Below are 16,837 nucleotides of genomic sequence, written 5' to 3'. Positions count from 1 at the left end.
GCTGTCGGGCTCTCCGCCGTGCGACGTCGCGCCGTCACGCGTCTGCGGCAGGGCGCATCAGGCGATAGGTGAGCTCGGCAAAGGGCCCCGCCTGGCGCACTCCGGTGAGCTCGAGCCGGGAATGGTCGAGGTCGCGCGGCAGCAGCGGCCTGCCCGAGCGGAGCGTGGCAGGGGCGAAGGTCACGACGATCTCGTCCAACAGCCCTTCGTCGGCAAACTGCCCGGCGAGATCTCCGCCTCCGACGATCCACACATCGCGGGCACCGGCCGCGGCGGCGATCTCGTCCCAGTGATCGCGGACGGGGCCGCGCACGAACCGGATGTCGGCGCCGGGAACCCGGGGGAGCTCTCGCGAGGTGAAGACGTAGGTCGCTCGGTCGCCGTAGAACTGCTGCCAGCGCTCCGGATGGTCGAGCAATCCCTCCTCCCGCAAGACCCACTCATAGGTCGTCGAGCCCTCGACGAGGACGCCGATCTTCTCCGTGAACGCGGCGATGTCGGCGGTCGCGGCATCCTGAGGGATCGAGAGCAACCAGGACAGCGAGTCGGCGTCATCGGCGAGGAAGCCGTTGAGGGTGGAGGCGGTGTAGAAGATGGCGCGCGTCATGCCGGCGACGTTATCCGAGGGCTCCGACATCGGCAGCGGCCTCCCGGCGCCGCCGATGCAGCTGCCACTCCCGTGTCGTGAGGAAGACGATGAACACGTCGAAGAGGGTGAGCGCGAGCATCCACCAGCTGAAGTGGACGAGCAGCTCGTAGCACTGCAGGACGATGAAGACCCCCAGTGCGGCGAGCATCCACGGATACGCCCAGAGCTGCTGTCGCAGCAGCGCCCAGGCGAGCACCACCTTGATGATCCCGTGCAGCAGCAGGTAGGCGGCTGCGAAGAGCGTCGTCCTGGTGCCCCAGGAATCGCCGAGGTGCATCGCCCAGTGGAAGACCGGGGAGTGCTCGTGGCCCACGAGCACGAAGGACATGATGTCGCCGAGGGCTTCGCGCAGCGCCGCAGGGGAGAGGAGGAGCAGGGCGAGTCCGCCGATCAGCTCGGCCACGCCGTCCAGGCCCTTGAGCACGATGCTCACGGCGAACACCCGGTCCAGGGTGCGGTGGGAGGCGGCGGCCGACATAGACGCGATCGTAGGTTCGCCTGCTTTTAGACTGCCCTGAGATGAGTGACATCGAGATGCGCGCCCTCCCGGCCGGTTCCGTCGCCCTGCATGACGCGCGGAGCAAGCGCCGTTGGCGCGTGGACCTGGAGCCGTTCGAGATCGGTGTGTTCGCCGTGACCGAGGAGCAGGTCTCCGAACTGCTCGGGATCGCCGCCGAGCACCCGGACCGCCCTGCCGTCGACGTGTCCTGGCAGCGGGCGATCCGCTTCTGCAACGCCGCCTCCGAATGGGAGGGGCTGGATCCGGTATATCGGTTCGAAGGCGCGGAGGTCCGCTGGGACGTCTCCGCAGACGGCTTTCGTCTTCCGACCGAGGCCGAGTGGGAGTACGCGTGCCGTGCCGGATCGACCACGCCGCACTACGGACCTCTTCAGGACGTCGCGTGGACGGTGGCGGACGGTCTGCGCCATCCGCAGCGCGTGGGAGAGAGGATGCCCAATCTGAACGGGCTGTTCGACACGCTCGGCAACGTCTGGGAGTGGTGTTGGGATCTGCTGGATCCGGCGCGCTACGGCGAGTATCGCGTGTTCCGCGGCGGCGGGTTCGCGGATGACGCGTGGAGCGTCCGTGCGTCCGTACGCCGCGGAGGAGACCCCCGTACGGCGCAGGACGATCTCGGTTTCCGCGTCGCACGCGGTGGTTTCGACCGCGCCGACGCCGCGCAGGGATGGTCGCTCGCCGCCGACGAGGAGCGAGCGCTGCTCGCCGGTCCGCTGCCGACGGGCTGGACGCCCCGACGCTGAGGACGCTCTCCGCGGGAGCGCTCAGCCGCCCGGACACTCGCAGAGTTCACCGCTCGAGCACTGGCAGGGGACAGCAGGATAGTCGGTCGCGTCGACGTGGCGCCGCACCGTCAGATCATCGAGCGGCACGACCGTCGCCGCGGCCGGGGCTTCGGGCAGCAGGCCCGTGGCGGGGCGCTCGTCGCAGTCCGCGGAGATGGTGTCGATCCGGGAGCCGTTCGGGTCGACCACGAGCGTCCAGCACGTGCGCAGCGAGACCTGTGCGTAGAACAATCCGCCACCGGACTCTCCGCCTGCGGACGTCGTCAGGGTCATGGCTGTGCCGGCAGCGTCCTGGCGGAGGTCTGTGAGCCACCAGGAGCCCTCTGCGCTCGTGCGACGGATATCTGTGAGCCCGTAGATGTTCGGCAATGCTGCTTCCGGATCGTGAGACAACGCCACCCGGAACGGCCAGATGTGGTCTTGGGACTCCTCGATCAACTGAACGAGTCCCTGCCGGGCGCTGCGCTCGGCATCCGAATGTGGCGACCACGCGGCGCAGCCCGTCAGCAGCGATCCGCACGCACCAGCCAGCAGCATCCCGACGATCCGGGTCGTCCTCGACCTGCGCATATCGTCATCGTGGCACGAAGCGCATGCCATCGGTGGCATGGTCCCGGCCGCACCGTCTCCGCGGGAAAGTCAGGGCAGAGCGCGCACCAGCACGAGCGAGCCCTCGAACGTCGCCTGATGGCGGAGGGCGCCATGCCGGTGATCCCATTCGCCGGAATCGAGCGCGTTCCGCAGCCGATCGGCGTACTCCGTCGCCTGCTCCGGATCCACGAAGCTCCAGGCCGAGCAGGCGGCGCGCGCTCCCGCGTCGAGCAGCGCCTCGGGCCTGCCGTAGTAGGCCTCGTTGAAGCCGTCGACGCAATCGAGGGGGATCGGGACCGACTCGACGGTGACGGTGCCGCCGACGGCGGAAGCGAGCCGGGCGATCGCCGGATAGCGGCGGCGCTCGGTCTCGATCACGTCCGGGGCGTACTCGGCGAGCCAGAACCGGTCCAGCAGATCCGGGTCGCACGTCAGAATCGCGACGGGCCCGCGCGTGACACGGCGGACTTCCGCGAGTCCGGCGGTGAGGTCGCTCCACTGATGCACGGAGAACGTCGTCATTGCGGCGTCGAACGTCGCATCGGGGAACGGCAGCGATTCCGCCACGGCGTCGATCGCCGGGACGAGATGCGACGGCCGCTGCCCGCGCATGCTCGCCGAGGGTTCGACGGCCGTCACGTCCCGATCGACCGGCTCGTAGCTGCCCGCGCCCGCGCCGACGTTGAGCACCGTGCGGGCGTCGCCGAGCGCTTTCCGCACGATGGATGCGATCCTCGGATCCGGCTTGCGGAAGTCACTGTAGGTCGTGCCGATGACGCCGTAGTCGGCATCGCCGGCGCTGCCGTCCTGAGTCCGTGATCGGTCCGTCATGCCTTCGATCCTGACATGGACCCGCACGCCGGCATCCGACCGAGCCGCAGTGGGATGATGAGGTCATGCCCGAGGAATCGCGCGCGACGCTCACGACCGAGCGCCTGCTTCTGAGGCCGCAGCGGGTGCAGGATGCGGGGGTGTTCCGACGCCTGTGGACCGAACGTGACGCGCGCGTGCCTCCGCACCGTCGGATCGACGCAGAGGGGCATCCGACGGTGGCGGAGATCGCCGACGGCATCCGCCGGGAGAGCTCTCGTACCCCTCCCGGACTGCTCACGGTCGTGCTCCGCGAGAGCGAAGCGGTGATCGGATACTGCGGGCTGGTCTTCGACGGCGACGGCGACGGCGGCGGCGAACGGCCCGAGCTGGCGTTCGAACTGCTGAGTGCTGTGCACAATCGTGGCTACGCGACCGAAGCCGGCCATGCCGTCATCGCGTGGGCGCGGGAAGCAGGATTCCCGCGGTTGTGGGCGAGTGTGTGGGACTGGAACCTGGCGTCACGGCGCGCGCTGGAGAAGCTCGGCTTCGTGGACACCGGGACGGTCGTCAAGGAGAGCGCATACGGGCGCTCTCTGCTCACCGTGCGGGAACCCAGGGACTGAGCATGGCGACGATCGACGACGTGAGGGCCCTCGGATCCTCGCTCGAACGCTCCTATGAGGTCTACGTCCGAGGCCGTCTGAAGTTCCGCGTGGGGCAGATCGTGTACGTGGCGTTCTCGGCTGATGAGCGCATCATGGAGTTCGGTTTCCCGAAGGAGCTGCGCGAAGGACTCGTCGGAGGGCAGCCCGAGAAGTTCCAGCTGCCGTCGCCGTCCGACATGCGCTTCCACTGGGTGCGCTGCGACCTCGCGGCCCTGGATCCGGGGGAGGCGCGGGAGTTCGTCGTGGACGCGTGGCGCATGGTCGTCCCGCAGAAGCTGTCCCGCGCCTACGACCTGGCGCATCCGGACGGGCCGGCCTGATTCGGGTCTCTGGGCCTTCACTCAGGTGAGAAGAGGATATGCTCGACCTCAGGTTGTTGAAGTTGTGGTTTCTGCCGGAGTCCTGCTCCGGACCAGCTTCTGGGCTCGGTCATCGGCCGAGCGGGTATTCAGTTCAGTGACTCTGGTTGCGTCAGCCATCATGATGCGCTCCTCACCGGTTGGTTTTCTGATCTCTCCTGCTGTTCCCGTATCTCTCCCGCGGCCCGTGTCGGCCTCGGGGATCATGTGGACCCCTCTCCGCACGTCGGATCGACGGCCAGACCGAGCGCCTGCAGGGCGCGACCCCATTCTTCCCGACGGCATCGTCGCGGATTCGCGGACCGTTCAACGGGTCCCAGACAAGAAGGAATGACGACATGGCCACTGGCATCGTCAAATGGTTCAACACCGAAAAGGGCTTCGGATTCATCGCGCCCGACGACGGCACCGCCGACGTCTTCGCGCACTTCAGCGCGATCACGGGTGACGGTTACCGCAACCTCGAGGAGAACCAGAAGGTCTCGTTCGACTCCGAGCGCGGCCCCAAGGGCATGCAGGCTGCGAACATCCAGGTCATCTGAGTTCTCACGAAAGCGGGCGTCACGGCATGCACATGCCGGGACGTCCGCTTTTCGTTGCGCGGAGCGTCGTTCCGTGCGGCGCCCGCCCGGGTGACGAGCTGCTCGGCAGACCTATCATGGGGACGGTGACTCAGGAATCCGCCGACGCGCGGGAAGACTCCCCGGACTCGGCGCTGGTCGCCCGGCTTCTCCGGGAACAGGCGCCGCATCTCGCCGGCCAGACGCTCCGCCCCAGCGCGGCGTCCGGGAGCAGCAACTGGGTGTTCCGCCTCGGCGACGAGCAGGCTGTTCGGCTGCCCCGTTCCGAGGGCTATGCCGATGACCTTCTCAAAGAGGTGCGTTGGCTCCCGCGACTCGCGCCCGCGGTGCCCGTTCCGGTTCCTCAAGTGGAGTTCGTCGGTGACGCCTCGGAGGCGTTCCCCCGACCGTGGACGGTGGTCTCATGGTTGCCGGGAGATCCGCCGGCCGACCTCGACAGCGGCCAGCAGGCCGAACTGGCATCGGCGCTCGGTCATTTCCTGCAGAGTCTGCATGACGTGGACGCTTCAGGGATCCCGGCCGGCTCAGAGCGCTGGGGATACCGTGCCGGCGAGCCCGTCACGGACGCGATCGACGAGTGGGCGGACTACGCGGCGACGCAGCTCTCCGACCTGTTCGATCCTGAAGCGGTCCGTCGAGCCTGGCGGCTCCTTCGCGACGTCCCGCCCGCGAGCACACCGCCCTGCTGGATCCATACCGACCTGTCCGCCGAGAACCTGCTTGCCCGGTCCGACGGGAGCTTGGCCGGGGTGATCGACTGGGGCGGCCTGGGGGTGGGTGATCGCTCCGTCGACCTGCTCTACGCGTGGAGCCTGTTCGACGGCCCCTCGCGCGATCTGCTGCGCGTGGCTGCCGCAGCCGATGATGCCACCTGGGCCAGAGCCCGTGCATGGGCGTTCGTCGGTCCCGGTCTGCTCACGATCGAGAACTATCGTCAGACGATGCCGGGACGCACGGCGAAGCTCATCGCGATGGTCACCACCGTCGCCTCGGAAGTCGGTGTCCGTCTGCGCTGATCCGTCAGGGCGTGGCCACGATCTGGATCCCGTCCGGTACTCCCGGCGAAGAATGCTGTCCGCGCGGGTGCTTTGGCGGGCGAGTCCGTATCCTTCAGTCATGAGCGAGACTCCGATCCCTCGGCCCACCCGGCGATACGTCGTAGCCATCTGGGCCACGGCGGTCGTGATCGGAGCCGTCGCGGGGGTCGCGCTCGGGCTGCTGATCCAGAACGTCTGGATCGGTGTCGTGTCCGGCGCAGCCGTCATCGCCCTGGTGGGCTTCTCTTCGGTGCTCGCTGCGCGGAGAGAGGGCCGCGGCACCATCGAGGGCGCACCGCCGTGGACAGGGGACGCCGCGCCTCGTCATCACAACGGTGCGCCGTGAGCGTCCGGGATCTGAGCGTGTTCGGTTGAGCCGCGATCGCGAACAGCGGTGGAACCACAACATCCACTTCCATCGTCTCGTCACGGACGCGGTCCCCACGGGTGCGACATCGGCACTCGATGTCGGCACCGGCGATGGCATGTTGGCAGGGGAGCTGCGGGCGTTGGTGTCAGACGTCACCGGCATCGATGTCGACCAGGGCGTGCTGGCCCGCGCGGAGGCCGAGCACCCTGGCATCGTCTGGATTCATGACGACGTGATGACTCGCGACTTCGGTCGGAGGTTCGATGTCGTCGCCTCGATCGCGACGCTCCATCATCTCGGAGACATGCGTGGGGCGCTGCGAAGGCTGGGTGCTCTCACCTCGCCCGGTGGCGTCCTCGTCGTCGTGGGGCTCGCACGCTCCACGAGCGTCGGGGATCACGCGCACGACGCGTTCGGCGTCGTCCAGCACCAGTGGTTCTCGCGGACGCGGACATATTGGGAGCACTCGGCCCCTACCGTGTGGCCGCCGCCGCACTCGTATTCCGAGGTCCGCGCCGCCGCGACCGAGGAACTGCCCGGTGTTCAGTGGAAGCGACTCGCCCTGTGGCGGTATGCCCTCACCTGGCACAGGCCTCGGTGACCCGAGCGTCGCGATCCCAACACCGCCGCCGCCCGCGTGAGTTCGTCGAACGTGGCATCTGCGGCGACCGATATCCCGCAGACGCCTTGCGCGGCGGGTGGCAGCGGCTCTCCAGGCTGCGCGGCATCGGAGGTGGCTTGCTGGCAGCGTCAACCTCGTCCCTCTCGCCTCAGCATCAGGACGCCCGCGCGTCAGCAGGGGCGCGGGGAGGAGGGGTCAGACGGACGACCCGCCCGGGACAAGCGGATTCCCGGGTCCGTGGAGGAGGCCGGTCGCGGGGTCGACCCAGTTGCCGGAACCGGTGACCCGGTGCCAGCGCTTGTGGAAGGCGAGATCGGTGCCCTCTGCTTCGACGACGGCCGCACCGCACAGATCGCAGATCCGCAGGATGACGATGTCACCGTCCGCGGTCGTGACCGAGACGGACCCGTCCGGGAATACGACGCCCATCGTGCTCCTCCTTGCGTCGCGACCGACCGTCGCGGCCCAGGTGCCGAGACTGCCCTCAGCGTACGCGACGCGGGTCCCGCGATGTGGCGCCGGGAGCAATACCCTGGCCTCGTGGCAGAACGACAGAAGGTCCTCGCATCGGTCGATACCGACTTCCCCCGGTGGTACCAGGACGTGCTCGAGAAGGCCGAGCTCGCGGACAACGGCCCCGTGCGCGGCACGATGGTCATCCGACCGTATGCGTACGCGATGTGGGAGCGGATGCAGTCCGAGGTGGATGCCCGCATCAAGGCGACCGGCGCCGAGAACGTGTACTTGCCGCTGTTCATCCCGCAGTCGTACCTCGAGCGGGAGGCCGATCACGTCGAGGGCTTCAGTCCCGAACTCGCCGTGGTCACGCATGCCGGCGGCAAGGAGCTCACCGAGCCCGTGGTGGTGCGTCCGACGTCCGAGACCGTCTTCGGCGAGCTGATGGCGAAGTGGATCCAGTCGCACCGCGACCTGCCGATGCTGCTGAACCAGTGGGCGAACGTGGTGCGGTGGGAGATGCGTCCGCGGCTGTTCCTGCGCACCAGTGAGTTCCTGTGGCAGGAAGGGCATACCGCTCACGCCACACGCGAGGATGCCGCCGCGTACGCCACGCGCATTCACCTCGACGTCTACAAGGACTTCCTGGAGAACGTGCTCGCGATCCCGGTGCTGCCGGGGTTCAAGAGCCCGTCCGAACGATTCGCGGGTGCGATCAACACGATGACGTGCGAGGCGATGATGGGTGATGGCAAGGCTCTGCAGATGGCGACGAGCCACGAGCTCGGCCAGAACTTCTCCACCGCCTTCGACATCACCTACACCGACTCCAGCGGCACCGTGCAGACCACGTGGACCACCTCGTGGGGCTCGTCGACGCGCATGATGGGCGGCCTCTTCATGTCGCACGGCGATGATTCCGGGCTGCGCATCCCGCCGCGTATCGCCCCGCATCAGGTGGTCGTGATCGCCGTGAAGGACGATGATCGCACGCTCGACGCGGCGAAGCGGATCGTCGCCGACCTCGCGACGGCCGGGGTACGCGCGAGGCTCGACGCGCGCATCACTCCTGGCTTCGGTCGACGAGCCACCGAGTGGGAGCTCAAGGGCGTGCCCCTTCGCGTCGAGGTCGGTCCCCGCGATCTGGACGCGGCACAGGTCACGTACGCGCGCCGCGACGCGGAGGGCAAGTCCACGTTGTCGCTGGCGGACCTCGCATCGACGATCCCGGCGCTTCTGGATCAGATGCAGGACGATATGCTCGCGAACGCCCGCAAGCGCCTCGCCGCGCGCACGACGCACGTCTCGACGATCGATGAGGCGCGCGAAGCCGCCAAGACCGGGTTCGCGGTGATCGATTGGGCCGTGCTCGGCGAGGCCGGCGAGAAGGAGCTCAACAGGGATGCCCTCACCGTGCGCTGCCTGCAGACGCGCGACGGACAGATGCCCGACCCGCTGGACCCCGAGCAGGATCTCGTCGCGATCGTCGCGCGTTCGTACTGACGAGCTCCCATGAACCCGGATCGGCCCTTCCTGCCCCGATCACGAGGACCGCGCGTGCTGCGCCGGCGTTTACGCACGGGGCGCACTCGCTGCTGATCGTCGGCCGTGGGGGAGAGCAGATCCGGCAGCGTGCGTCGCATCAGCGGTCCTGGTCTGCCATCAGAGCGGGGACCACGCGGTCGCCGACCGGCGGATGCGGCGCACGGGAGGTCGACGTTCGGAGGAGCGCGATGCCGCTCGCGAACTGCCAGAGCATGAAGGTGTAGACGGATCCGCGTTCCCACACGCCGTCGGGCAGCAGCCAGTGCAGCGTGAGCAGCAGCGCGCTGACCAGCCCGAGCACACCGAGGATGATCCCGAGTCGCCGTGAGACTCGTGGCATCACGATTCCTCGAAGGCCCCGTGCCGAGCTGATGGCGGCGAGGTTGCCGCCCGCGATCGCGCCGAACGCGCCGAGGACATGGACGAGCATGAGCCCGTTCTCCGCGTTCTCGGGGGATCCGGGCACCAGGCCGACGAACGTGATGCCCGCCGCGTGCAGGACACCGAAACCCAGCAGAAGGACTCCGGACGCACCGGGCCGCAGGAAAGGGAAAAGCAGGACCACGCCCAGGAGGAACAGGAGGCCCGATCCGATGAAGCCCGCATTCATCACCTGGGGGAGCTGAGATGCGAGCGCACGCCCTTCGAAGTCGCCGAAACTCGGTACGCCGAGGTCGCTGATGTAGAACGTCGCATAGTTGTAACCCTGAAACGCAGCCGCTGCGATGGCTTCGCAGAGGATGTACCACGCTGGTCCGAGGACCCACAGCAGGCCCACCGTGACGAGCAGTCTGGACCGGCCCGGCTGAGCTATCACCTCTGCATGCACCATTCGGTTCAACGCCCTTCTTCTTCTCGGGGTGGCATCGTCTTAGAGACTATGCCGCCACTGCGGGGTGAAGGCGCGGCAGAGGCCGTGTGATCCGAAACGAGGCGCGGACGCTGTGAACGGATGTTGACGCGGATCGCTCGCGGCCCCGGGACAAGGCTCGCTCGGATAGGACAGCAACCGCTGTATAGTCAGCAGATGCTGACCATTGCTTCGCGAGTGGACGTCCTGAACAGATTGGGCCGTGCGATGGCGGATCCGTCGCGGTCCCGGATTCTGCTGGCCCTCCTCGATGGCCCGGGGTATCCGGCGCAACTCGCGCAGGATCTTGAGTTGACGCGAACGAACGTCTCCAACCATCTGTCATGTCTGCGTGGCTGTGGCCTTGTCCTCGCGGTGCCGGATGGACGCCGGACTCTGTACGAGATCGCGGACCCGCATCTGGTCGTCGGGATCACAGCGCTGATGGACGCGGTTGTCGCCGTCGACGAGGGCTCGCCCTGCGTGGATCAAGGTTGCGTGTGCTGCAAGCCGGGGGAGGAGCTGTGACGGCGCTCGGAGTCGATCGAGCTCGCCTCGGCGTGCTGCGCCGCCGGATCCGATGGATCGTGACGCTCACGATCACATGGAATGTGATTGAGGGGATCGTCGCGCTGATCGCGGGCGGGGTGGCGTCGTCCGCGGCGCTGATCGGGTTCGGGTTGGATTCGTTCGTCGAGGTGCTGTCCGCGGCCGCCGTGGCCTGGCAGTTCTCGGCCCGCGATCCCGAAGCGCGGGAGAAGACGGCGTTGCGGGTCATCGCGATCGCGTTCTTCGCGCTCGCCGCGTACGTGACGGTCGACGCGCTGCTGTCGCTGACCGGAGCGCGGGACCCTCAGCCCAGCACGATCGGCATCCTGATGGCGGCCCTGAGTCTCCTGGTGATGCCTTTTCTAAGCTGGGTGGAACGACGCACAGGACGAGAGCTCGGCTCCGCATCCGCCGTCGCGGACTCCAAGCAGACGTTGATCTGCGCCTACCTGTCCGGCGCCGTACTGCTCGGCCTGATCGCGAACACACTGCTCGGATGGGGGTGGGCCGACTCCGTCGCCGCCCTCGTGATCGCCGGCTTCGCCGTGAAGGAGGGCGTCGAGGCCTGGCGAGGCGACGCTTGTGCCGTCCCCGTGGGAGTGCTCACCGGTGAGATCAAGGAGCACGACCACGACCACGACCACGTGTGAACCGAACGACACCGCCTTCGGAGCAGCCGATTCGCCGCTGCGCGCCGCCCCGCGCGACGAGTCGCGAGACGTGGCCTGTGAGCTCGTACAGATTGGGGGCGTAACGTCAGTTCATGAATGCACAATTGAAGATCGCGGGGCAGAGCCCCGAATTGCTGGGTCTGGATTCGATTCTTGTCGGCTCGCTTCCCGCGACCCTGATGACGGATGATGCTCCTGACCGTTACACCGTGGAAGCGGTGTTCACGCGAAAGACAGGCCGTGACGAGGTCGCTGCGATCCAGAGCAGCCAGACGCGGGACTACTTGTCCGATCGGGGGTTCTCGACCGTCGAGCTGCACGTCTCTGATCGTCGTCTGGAGATCGCGAACACCAATCTTGAGGAGCTTCGCGATGGTCTTGCTGCGGTGATCGCGGATCGACTCGCGGAGATCAGCGTGACCCTCATGGCAGATCGAGAAGTGGCCGCCCATCGTTTCCAAGACGCCTCCGACCGGGAGCAGGAACGTGCTGCGCGCGTTGCCGCCCTGGCTGGCTCGGTGGCATTCACCCGTCGCTCCGTGGCCGTGTCTGATGACGCCGAGCGAATCGATGACTGGGTCGAAGAAGGCGGCGCCGTCCGCCTGTGAGCGGCGCCACGTTGTCGTCCGCCGCATCGGCCGCCTGGGTGGGGAGGGTTATGCCGCCTTTGATGCGGGTGTAGCCTCCGACCAAGGGTCGAACTGGGTTATCGGGGTGCGCCCTGGTACACGGCCCTGGTTGATGGGAACGCTCACCCCCGCTGCTGCGACAACGCCGGCCGCGGGTGAGGTTCCCGTCCCGATGCCCCATTGTCCGCACGTTGTGCCGCGCACGTCGCGCTCACCGATCCGGGCAGAAGACCCGCGAATCCGCCCCGACCGCGGCTGGCCGGCACAAGAATCTCCGTATGGTGGCGTTCAGCCTGTCGCTATCATCTTCGTCGTAAACGTCGTGCCGGGGCTTTGGGTGTCTTCTTCGTCGCGATCAGTGCCATCGTCATGATCATCGCGGTCGAGGCCGGATCCGGCGCCACCGATGGATCGACCGTCAACCAGTACGCGTAGCGCTCGCAAGAGGGTGGAGAGGTCTTTGGCAGAGACAGCAGGTTTCTCGTTCCGGTTCAGTCAGGCGCTCTCTGCCCGGCAGATGAGCTTGTCCAGGCTGCGCGACCGACTCGCCGAGCACGGCAACCCCGTATCCGTTTCGACCTTGAGCTATTGGTCCAGCGGGAGCCGGAAGCCGGCGGGAGCGAAGTCGATGTCGGCGGTTGCTGACATCGAGAACATTCTGGGGCTGGAAGACGGCGCGCTCTCGTCACTGATCGCGAAGAGTTCGCGTGGCGGGAGTGTGCCCCGGCCCGCCTATACCGACGGGGTGGAGCCAATCGCCGAGAAGATCGACGAAATGGCGAAGAGCCTGTTGACTGACCTCTTCTACTCCGGTCGCGAGATCTCTACACACATCACAGCGGAGGTCGGGGCCGACGGGCGAGTCATCCGACAGACGATTCGCTGCCGCATCCAGGCGGCGACGACGCCGATCACCGAGTTCGTATGGGCAGAGGTACCCACACAGCCGAGCGATGTTCCTCCGGTGTTCACCGCGCTCGCGGGGTGTCGACTCGCACGCACGCAGTCCGAACCGGGCGGCGAAGGATTCGCCGCGCTCTTCGCGCTGGATCGAACGGTGCCATTGCGGCGCACGACGATGATCGAATTCCAGATGGACTTTCCTTCCGGCTATCCAACGATCTCGGCGTGTGAGCATCTCACGGCGCGCAAGACCCGTGAGATCGTGCTCTGGGTGCGGTTCCCACCTGAAGCACTCCCTACGTGGATCGAGGAGTCGCAGATCGTGGACGGTGTGACCACACGCCTCGCACGGCAGGTCGATGGCAATGCCGTCCATGCTGAGAGAAGTGACTTCGCCCCTGTCCTGCTGTCTTTGCACTGGGGCTACGAAACGTAAGTCTCTCCCCGACAGGTTCGTCGTTCGGTGGATGCCCGTCCCAGGACATCGATGACGTCTCGCGCCTCGAAGCGCGGCGCACACGCTCGCAGGTGGGGCAGAAGTGCGCCCGTGACCATGCTCTGCACATGCAGGTGCGCGACTCGTGGCACGCCAGAGTCCCGGAATTGAAACGGATTGCTCCCATCTCCGAAAGCTCATCTTGGGTATCTCTCGCGCGGCGCCCAGCATCAGATCACCTGGGCGCCTTCGGGTGCCGATTACCCGAGGAGATATCGAATGTCTGAGAAGCACAAGCAGGATGCAGGGCCGCGCACCATCCAGCGACGTACCATCGTCAAGAGTGCGGCCTGGAGTATCCCGGTCGTTGCCACCGCCGCCGCGATGCCTTTGGCGGCCGCATCTGTGCCTGCATGTCCGACATGTATCAAAGCCGGGTTCCCACTTGTGGGCGGTATCGCCTCGGGTGCGTGGACGTCGCAGGCCGTCGTGTTGGGCAACAAGGGCGCGATCGCGTTCCCCGCGATCTTCGGTCTCGATGCGACGCAGTGTGGCATCAGCTGGACGAACTTCTTCCAGCCCGCCTTCACGTATGTCGTGACGCAGGCAACGCTCACGATGTCAGATGGGAAGACCTACAACTCAGCTGTGGGTCTTGGCGCGGGCGCCGGCAACATCTCCACCGTTGGCGCGATGCCGGGTGCGTTTGTGTTCACGAACGTCTCGCTGCCCAACGGCGGTTCGGTTGCCGGAATTCCGCCGTACCCGGTCGTTCCGACCGCGTTGACCGTTCAGGTCACAACGACGTTGCAGTACGGCATCGGCTTGTCTCTCCAGTGCCCCATGACTCTCGTATGGGATCTGCACGGACTCGCAACGGGTCTCGTCTTCCTTGGCGCCGGCACGATCAATTTCACCGGAACCGCCACCGTCTGATCATTGGCGTTCGTTGACCGAGCGAACCTCAGTTTCAGAACCTCAGTTTCACACGCGTTCACGCCCTGTCCGGCCTCGTTCCGGACAGGGCTTCTTTCGCGAACCCGCATCGGACCGTCTGGCACCCAGCCTTTCGAACTGTCCGAGTGTGCTCGGCGCGTACGACGTTCCCTGTTTCATCGCCGATTTCTCCCGGATCGTCGGTCTGAGCTTGAGCGGGCGTTGTGCGATTGCCAGTGTCGATTCGGTCGCAGGAACTTGCGGCATGGGGAATCTGCGGGTTGCGCCGGACAGCCGACTCGCAGCATCGAAATGGGGAGCACGAGTGGACAACTCAGGCGTCAAGACACAGCCGACCGGATCTCGTCGGATCGATCGCCGGACCATCGTCAAGGGAGCGGCCTGGTCGATTCCGGTGATTGCAGCAAGCGCGGCGAGTCCCGCTTTTGCGGCGAGCACGCAGTGTCCCACGCCGACGCTCCCCTGGGATGTCGCGATCACCGGCGGGTGCCAGATCGACTTCTGGGGCGCGGGACAGGCTCTGCCCGGCTTCACGGTGACGTCCGCCGGCACGAAGGACGCGAACGGCTGCTGCCTGAACGTGGCGCCGGACTCACCGCTGACCATCACCGAGACCGCCCAGGGCGTGTGGCACATCGACATCCCGGACATCGGCGGCTTGCTCTACGCCGCTTGGACCGTTGCGCCTCTCGGCGGAATCGCCCTCGCCGCGCCCTTCGAAGCATGGGCCTTCGCTTACGCGGCCGCGCTGGTCGCCGCCCTGATCATTCCGTCCCAGCTCGCCGGCTACGGCCCCTACCTGAGCGCCCAGAACTGGGTGAAGCCCACGAGCATCGGCCAGTTCCTGGGCTTCTCCGTGACGCCGCAGAAGGTCGGCAGCGGCTTCAGCCAGGTGCTGCGTGTGAACGTGACCTTCTCGTTCTCTCGCCAGCTCACCGTGAACGGCATGCCGTCCTGCTCGCAGACCGGTTGGGGGTACCTCGGCGGCGTCGTCACGCCGAGCCCGTCGGACTTCCTCGGGCCGCTCACCAGCATCCCGCTGTTCGGCGCGGCGATCAGCTCGGCGGCAGGAACGTTCACGCCTGATCTGACGCTGACCGCATCGGGCGCGTGGACGGACGCCAACCCGGGGAACAACATCGCCAGTATCGGCAACCAGATCTTGGCCCCCGGCGCTTGCCAGTAACCACGAGAAGAAGCACACGGGGAGCTCGGTAAGTCCCGCTCTTCTGCCCAATAGGTGCCAGCCTGCCCTTGTGATCTTGTCGGCCCCAAGAACTCAAGGGCAGGTTTGGACCTGCCGGTGTCCCAGATCACCGGCATTCGCTGGGGAGGGCTGGTGTCCCAGATCACCGGCCCTCCCTCTCGGCGCGGGCGTCCACTGGTACATCGACGGTCCGCAGGGCTCGCGCCTTGGTGCAAAGCCACGCCTGAGCCAGGGGCGACGGAGGTCAGGCCTCGGCCGATGCGAATTCGCGCCTCGGTCGACGCGGCACATGTTGTTCGCCTCGGCTTTCACATTTCACGCGGGGTGATCTGTGAAAAGCACCCGCATATCGTCGAGCACGCACGATCGCACCCGGCCTTCCCGAGCCTGGCTGCATATCTACACATTGTTGTGCGCGGGAACTGGGGATTGGGGGCGGGACATGCGCGACGCGCAGTTCTCAGGTGCCGCCGCCGCAGAGTGGTTCCAGGAGCGGTCAATGCACGCTCGGAAGCTGTCCAACACGAACATGGTCGTGGTCAACGAGATCCGCATGGGCGCGTTCTCAGCTCGACGGTTCTGGTCAAATGCGAGGTCCTTCAACTGGAGTGGACCGGTCGTCGACGGCATGGTCTTGATCACCTATCTGGTCGAAGGGCGTGGGACGGCCGACGACAAGGAGATCATCCCAGGAGCGATAGTCGTCCTCGAATCGGGAACGAGCTCGAACCTCGAGTTCCAGACCCCTTTTGCCGCAGCTCAATTGGTCACAACGCGACGCCGGATCTCGACAGGGGGGTTGCCCGCCGCCCCGGACGCCGCCTGGATCGGACGGTCCTCGTTCGGGAACTTCTTCCTTACGTCCCATATGGCTCTTTTTGATCCATCGGTTCGTCGTACCGATGTCGCGTTTCCGCACGCCCGACGTTCCGTTGAACTCGCATTCACCGCGGCCTTGTCGTCCGCGACCGGCAGGACTCCAGCGGGGACGACTGCCGAGAGGCATCTGTTCAGTCAAGCCACCCGAATAATCCACGCCGAATCACATAGCACAGCGCTGACGGTGGGATCGCTGGTCACTCGGCTCAGCACCTCGAAGTCACACCTCCATCGTGCCTTCGCTGCCTCCGGCACAACCCCGAGCCGGTATCTCCGCGAGATCCGCGCCCGCAACGCGAGGTCGGTTCTCTCAGAGCAATCGACGACCGGTTCAAGCGAGGCTGAGGCCATCGCTCGCGAGATGGGGTTCTCGTCCGCACGAGCGATGTGGGCCGCGCTCGCACGCGTCTACCGCAACGACGACGAGACATCGACCGATCCTGACGGCGTCAGCCGCTGACCAGCTCGCCATGCTGCAGATGTGGTCGGCGGCGGGATACCGATGGATAGCCGGCTTATCGCTTCGAGACTATTCGCTCTCGATCGCCCGTCATGGCAGCCGTCGAAGACCGATGTCCTTCAGGATCGACGCCACCAGATCCTTCGTCGATACGTCGCTACTCACGCGTATCTCGTTGTGCCAGGGGAGTGGTTGCCATCCGTCGTACCAGTCGCGAATCTTGTCCTCGCCGAACTCATTCGACAGTGGTCGACCGGCGTGGCGCCGTATCGTCTCGTCGAGCCCGATGTCGAACTGGTAGAT

The 16,837-nt window shown here is 66.5% G+C and carries 21 protein-coding genes; 15 read left to right on the top strand and 6 right to left on the bottom strand.

Annotation, left to right across the window (positions count from 1 at the left end; translation table 11 throughout):
- Positions 1 to 34: 34 nt before the first annotated feature.
- Together ACFC1J_RS02560 and ACFC1J_RS02555 are read right to left on the bottom strand one after the other, a co-directional pair.
- The gene (locus ACFC1J_RS02560) at positions 35 to 607 is read right to left on the bottom strand and encodes a dihydrofolate reductase family protein (RefSeq protein ID WP_375902183.1); all 573 of its coding nucleotides are present in this window, start codon (positions 605 to 607) and stop codon (positions 35 to 37) included.
- Positions 608 to 617: 10 nt separating this feature from the next.
- Complete coding sequence (locus ACFC1J_RS02555; RefSeq protein ID WP_375902181.1) at positions 618 to 1,127, bottom strand: DUF2127 domain-containing protein; 510 nt, start codon at positions 1,125 to 1,127, stop codon at positions 618 to 620.
- Positions 1,128 to 1,168: 41 nt separating this feature from the next.
- On the opposite strand from ACFC1J_RS02555, the gene ACFC1J_RS02550 reads away from it, so the two are divergent.
- Positions 1,169 to 1,912: a formylglycine-generating enzyme family protein gene (locus ACFC1J_RS02550; protein ID WP_375902179.1), complete on the top strand. Its 744-nt coding sequence runs from the start codon at positions 1,169 to 1,171 to the stop codon at positions 1,910 to 1,912.
- Between the two features lie 21 nt (positions 1,913 to 1,933).
- On the opposite strand, the gene ACFC1J_RS02545 is transcribed toward ACFC1J_RS02550, so the two are convergent.
- Both ACFC1J_RS02545 and ACFC1J_RS02540 read right to left on the bottom strand, forming a co-directional pair.
- A complete protein-coding gene (locus ACFC1J_RS02545; RefSeq protein ID WP_375902177.1) occupies positions 1,934 to 2,563 on the bottom strand; it encodes a hypothetical protein in 630 nt (209 codons plus the stop codon).
- Between the two features lie 30 nt (positions 2,564 to 2,593).
- Positions 2,594 to 3,376 (bottom strand): class I SAM-dependent methyltransferase, encoded by a 783-nt coding sequence (locus ACFC1J_RS02540; RefSeq protein WP_375902175.1) that lies wholly within the window; start codon positions 3,374 to 3,376, stop codon positions 2,594 to 2,596.
- 65 nt (positions 3,377 to 3,441) lie between these two features.
- On the opposite strand from ACFC1J_RS02540, the gene ACFC1J_RS02535 reads away from it, so the two are divergent.
- The 6 genes from ACFC1J_RS02535 to ACFC1J_RS02510 all read left to right on the top strand — a co-directional run bounded on the left by ACFC1J_RS02535 (position 3,442) and on the right by ACFC1J_RS02510 (position 6,971).
- Positions 3,442 to 3,981, top strand: a complete 540-nt coding sequence (locus tag ACFC1J_RS02535) for a GNAT family N-acetyltransferase (RefSeq protein ID WP_375902173.1) — start codon at positions 3,442 to 3,444, stop codon at positions 3,979 to 3,981.
- Between the two features lie 2 nt (positions 3,982 to 3,983).
- Positions 3,984 to 4,343 carry an MmcQ/YjbR family DNA-binding protein gene (locus tag ACFC1J_RS02530; RefSeq protein ID WP_375902171.1) on the top strand — a complete coding sequence of 120 codons (360 nt, stop codon included), beginning with the start codon at positions 3,984 to 3,986 and terminating at the stop codon, positions 4,341 to 4,343.
- A gap of 377 nt (positions 4,344 to 4,720) precedes the next feature.
- A complete protein-coding gene (locus ACFC1J_RS02525; RefSeq protein ID WP_292722100.1) occupies positions 4,721 to 4,924 on the top strand; it encodes a cold-shock protein in 204 nt (67 codons plus the stop codon).
- A 26-nt stretch (positions 4,925 to 4,950) separates the two neighbouring features.
- Positions 4,951 to 5,979 carry a phosphotransferase gene (locus tag ACFC1J_RS02520; protein WP_375902168.1) on the top strand — a complete coding sequence of 343 codons (1,029 nt, stop codon included), beginning with the start codon at positions 4,951 to 4,953 and terminating at the stop codon, positions 5,977 to 5,979.
- Between the two features lie 100 nt (positions 5,980 to 6,079).
- On the top strand, positions 6,080 to 6,346 hold the full coding sequence (locus tag ACFC1J_RS02515) for a hypothetical protein (protein WP_375902167.1): 267 nt from the start codon (positions 6,080 to 6,082) through the stop codon (positions 6,344 to 6,346).
- 25 nt (positions 6,347 to 6,371) lie between these two features.
- Positions 6,372 to 6,971: a class I SAM-dependent methyltransferase gene (locus ACFC1J_RS02510; protein ID WP_375902165.1), complete on the top strand. Its 600-nt coding sequence runs from the start codon at positions 6,372 to 6,374 to the stop codon at positions 6,969 to 6,971.
- Positions 6,972 to 7,187: 216 nt separating this feature from the next.
- Here ACFC1J_RS02510 and ACFC1J_RS02505 read toward each other — a convergent pair whose 3' ends face one another.
- Positions 7,188 to 7,421: a histidine ammonia-lyase gene (locus ACFC1J_RS02505; RefSeq protein WP_375902163.1), complete on the bottom strand. Its 234-nt coding sequence runs from the start codon at positions 7,419 to 7,421 to the stop codon at positions 7,188 to 7,190.
- 111 nt (positions 7,422 to 7,532) lie between these two features.
- On the opposite strand from ACFC1J_RS02505, the gene proS reads away from it, so the two are divergent.
- The gene (proS, locus tag ACFC1J_RS02500) at positions 7,533 to 8,951 is read left to right on the top strand and encodes a proline--tRNA ligase (RefSeq protein WP_375902162.1); all 1,419 of its coding nucleotides are present in this window, start codon (positions 7,533 to 7,535) and stop codon (positions 8,949 to 8,951) included.
- Between the two features lie 139 nt (positions 8,952 to 9,090).
- On the opposite strand, the gene ACFC1J_RS02495 is transcribed toward proS, so the two are convergent.
- Positions 9,091 to 9,825 (bottom strand): DUF998 domain-containing protein, encoded by a 735-nt coding sequence (locus tag ACFC1J_RS02495; RefSeq protein WP_375902161.1) that lies wholly within the window; start codon positions 9,823 to 9,825, stop codon positions 9,091 to 9,093.
- A 195-nt stretch (positions 9,826 to 10,020) separates the two neighbouring features.
- On the opposite strand from ACFC1J_RS02495, the gene ACFC1J_RS02490 reads away from it, so the two are divergent.
- The 7 genes from ACFC1J_RS02490 to ACFC1J_RS02460 all read left to right on the top strand — a co-directional run bounded on the left by ACFC1J_RS02490 (position 10,021) and on the right by ACFC1J_RS02460 (position 16,534).
- Complete coding sequence (locus ACFC1J_RS02490; RefSeq protein ID WP_375902159.1) at positions 10,021 to 10,371, top strand: ArsR/SmtB family transcription factor; 351 nt, start codon at positions 10,021 to 10,023, stop codon at positions 10,369 to 10,371.
- A complete protein-coding gene (locus tag ACFC1J_RS02485) occupies positions 10,368 to 11,042 on the top strand; it encodes a cation transporter (protein ID WP_375902157.1) in 675 nt (224 codons plus the stop codon). The genes ACFC1J_RS02490 and ACFC1J_RS02485 overlap by 4 nt, the downstream gene beginning before the upstream one ends.
- Positions 11,043 to 11,155: 113 nt before the next feature.
- The gene (locus ACFC1J_RS02480) at positions 11,156 to 11,671 is read left to right on the top strand and encodes a hypothetical protein (protein WP_375902156.1); all 516 of its coding nucleotides are present in this window, start codon (positions 11,156 to 11,158) and stop codon (positions 11,669 to 11,671) included.
- 481 nt (positions 11,672 to 12,152) lie between these two features.
- A complete protein-coding gene (locus tag ACFC1J_RS02475) occupies positions 12,153 to 13,031 on the top strand; it encodes a hypothetical protein (RefSeq protein ID WP_375902154.1) in 879 nt (292 codons plus the stop codon).
- 279 nt (positions 13,032 to 13,310) lie between these two features.
- Positions 13,311 to 13,967 carry a hypothetical protein gene (locus ACFC1J_RS02470; protein WP_375902153.1) on the top strand — a complete coding sequence of 219 codons (657 nt, stop codon included), beginning with the start codon at positions 13,311 to 13,313 and terminating at the stop codon, positions 13,965 to 13,967.
- 148 nt (positions 13,968 to 14,115) lie between these two features.
- Positions 14,116 to 15,174, top strand: a complete 1,059-nt coding sequence (locus tag ACFC1J_RS02465; RefSeq protein WP_375902151.1) for a hypothetical protein — start codon at positions 14,116 to 14,118, stop codon at positions 15,172 to 15,174.
- Between the two features lie 463 nt (positions 15,175 to 15,637).
- Positions 15,638 to 16,534, top strand: coding sequence for a helix-turn-helix domain-containing protein (locus ACFC1J_RS02460; protein ID WP_375902149.1), 897 nt, complete (start codon positions 15,638 to 15,640; stop codon positions 16,532 to 16,534).
- Positions 16,535 to 16,837 lie beyond the last annotated feature (303 nt).

It is taken from the genome of Microbacterium sp. NPDC056052 (genome assembly GCF_042266785.1).
In the GTDB taxonomy this organism is placed as follows: Bacteria; Actinomycetota; Actinomycetes; order Actinomycetales; family Microbacteriaceae; genus Microbacterium.
The sequence above is the reverse complement of the archived record's forward strand: the minus strand, read 5'-3'. Positions and strand labels throughout refer to the sequence as shown.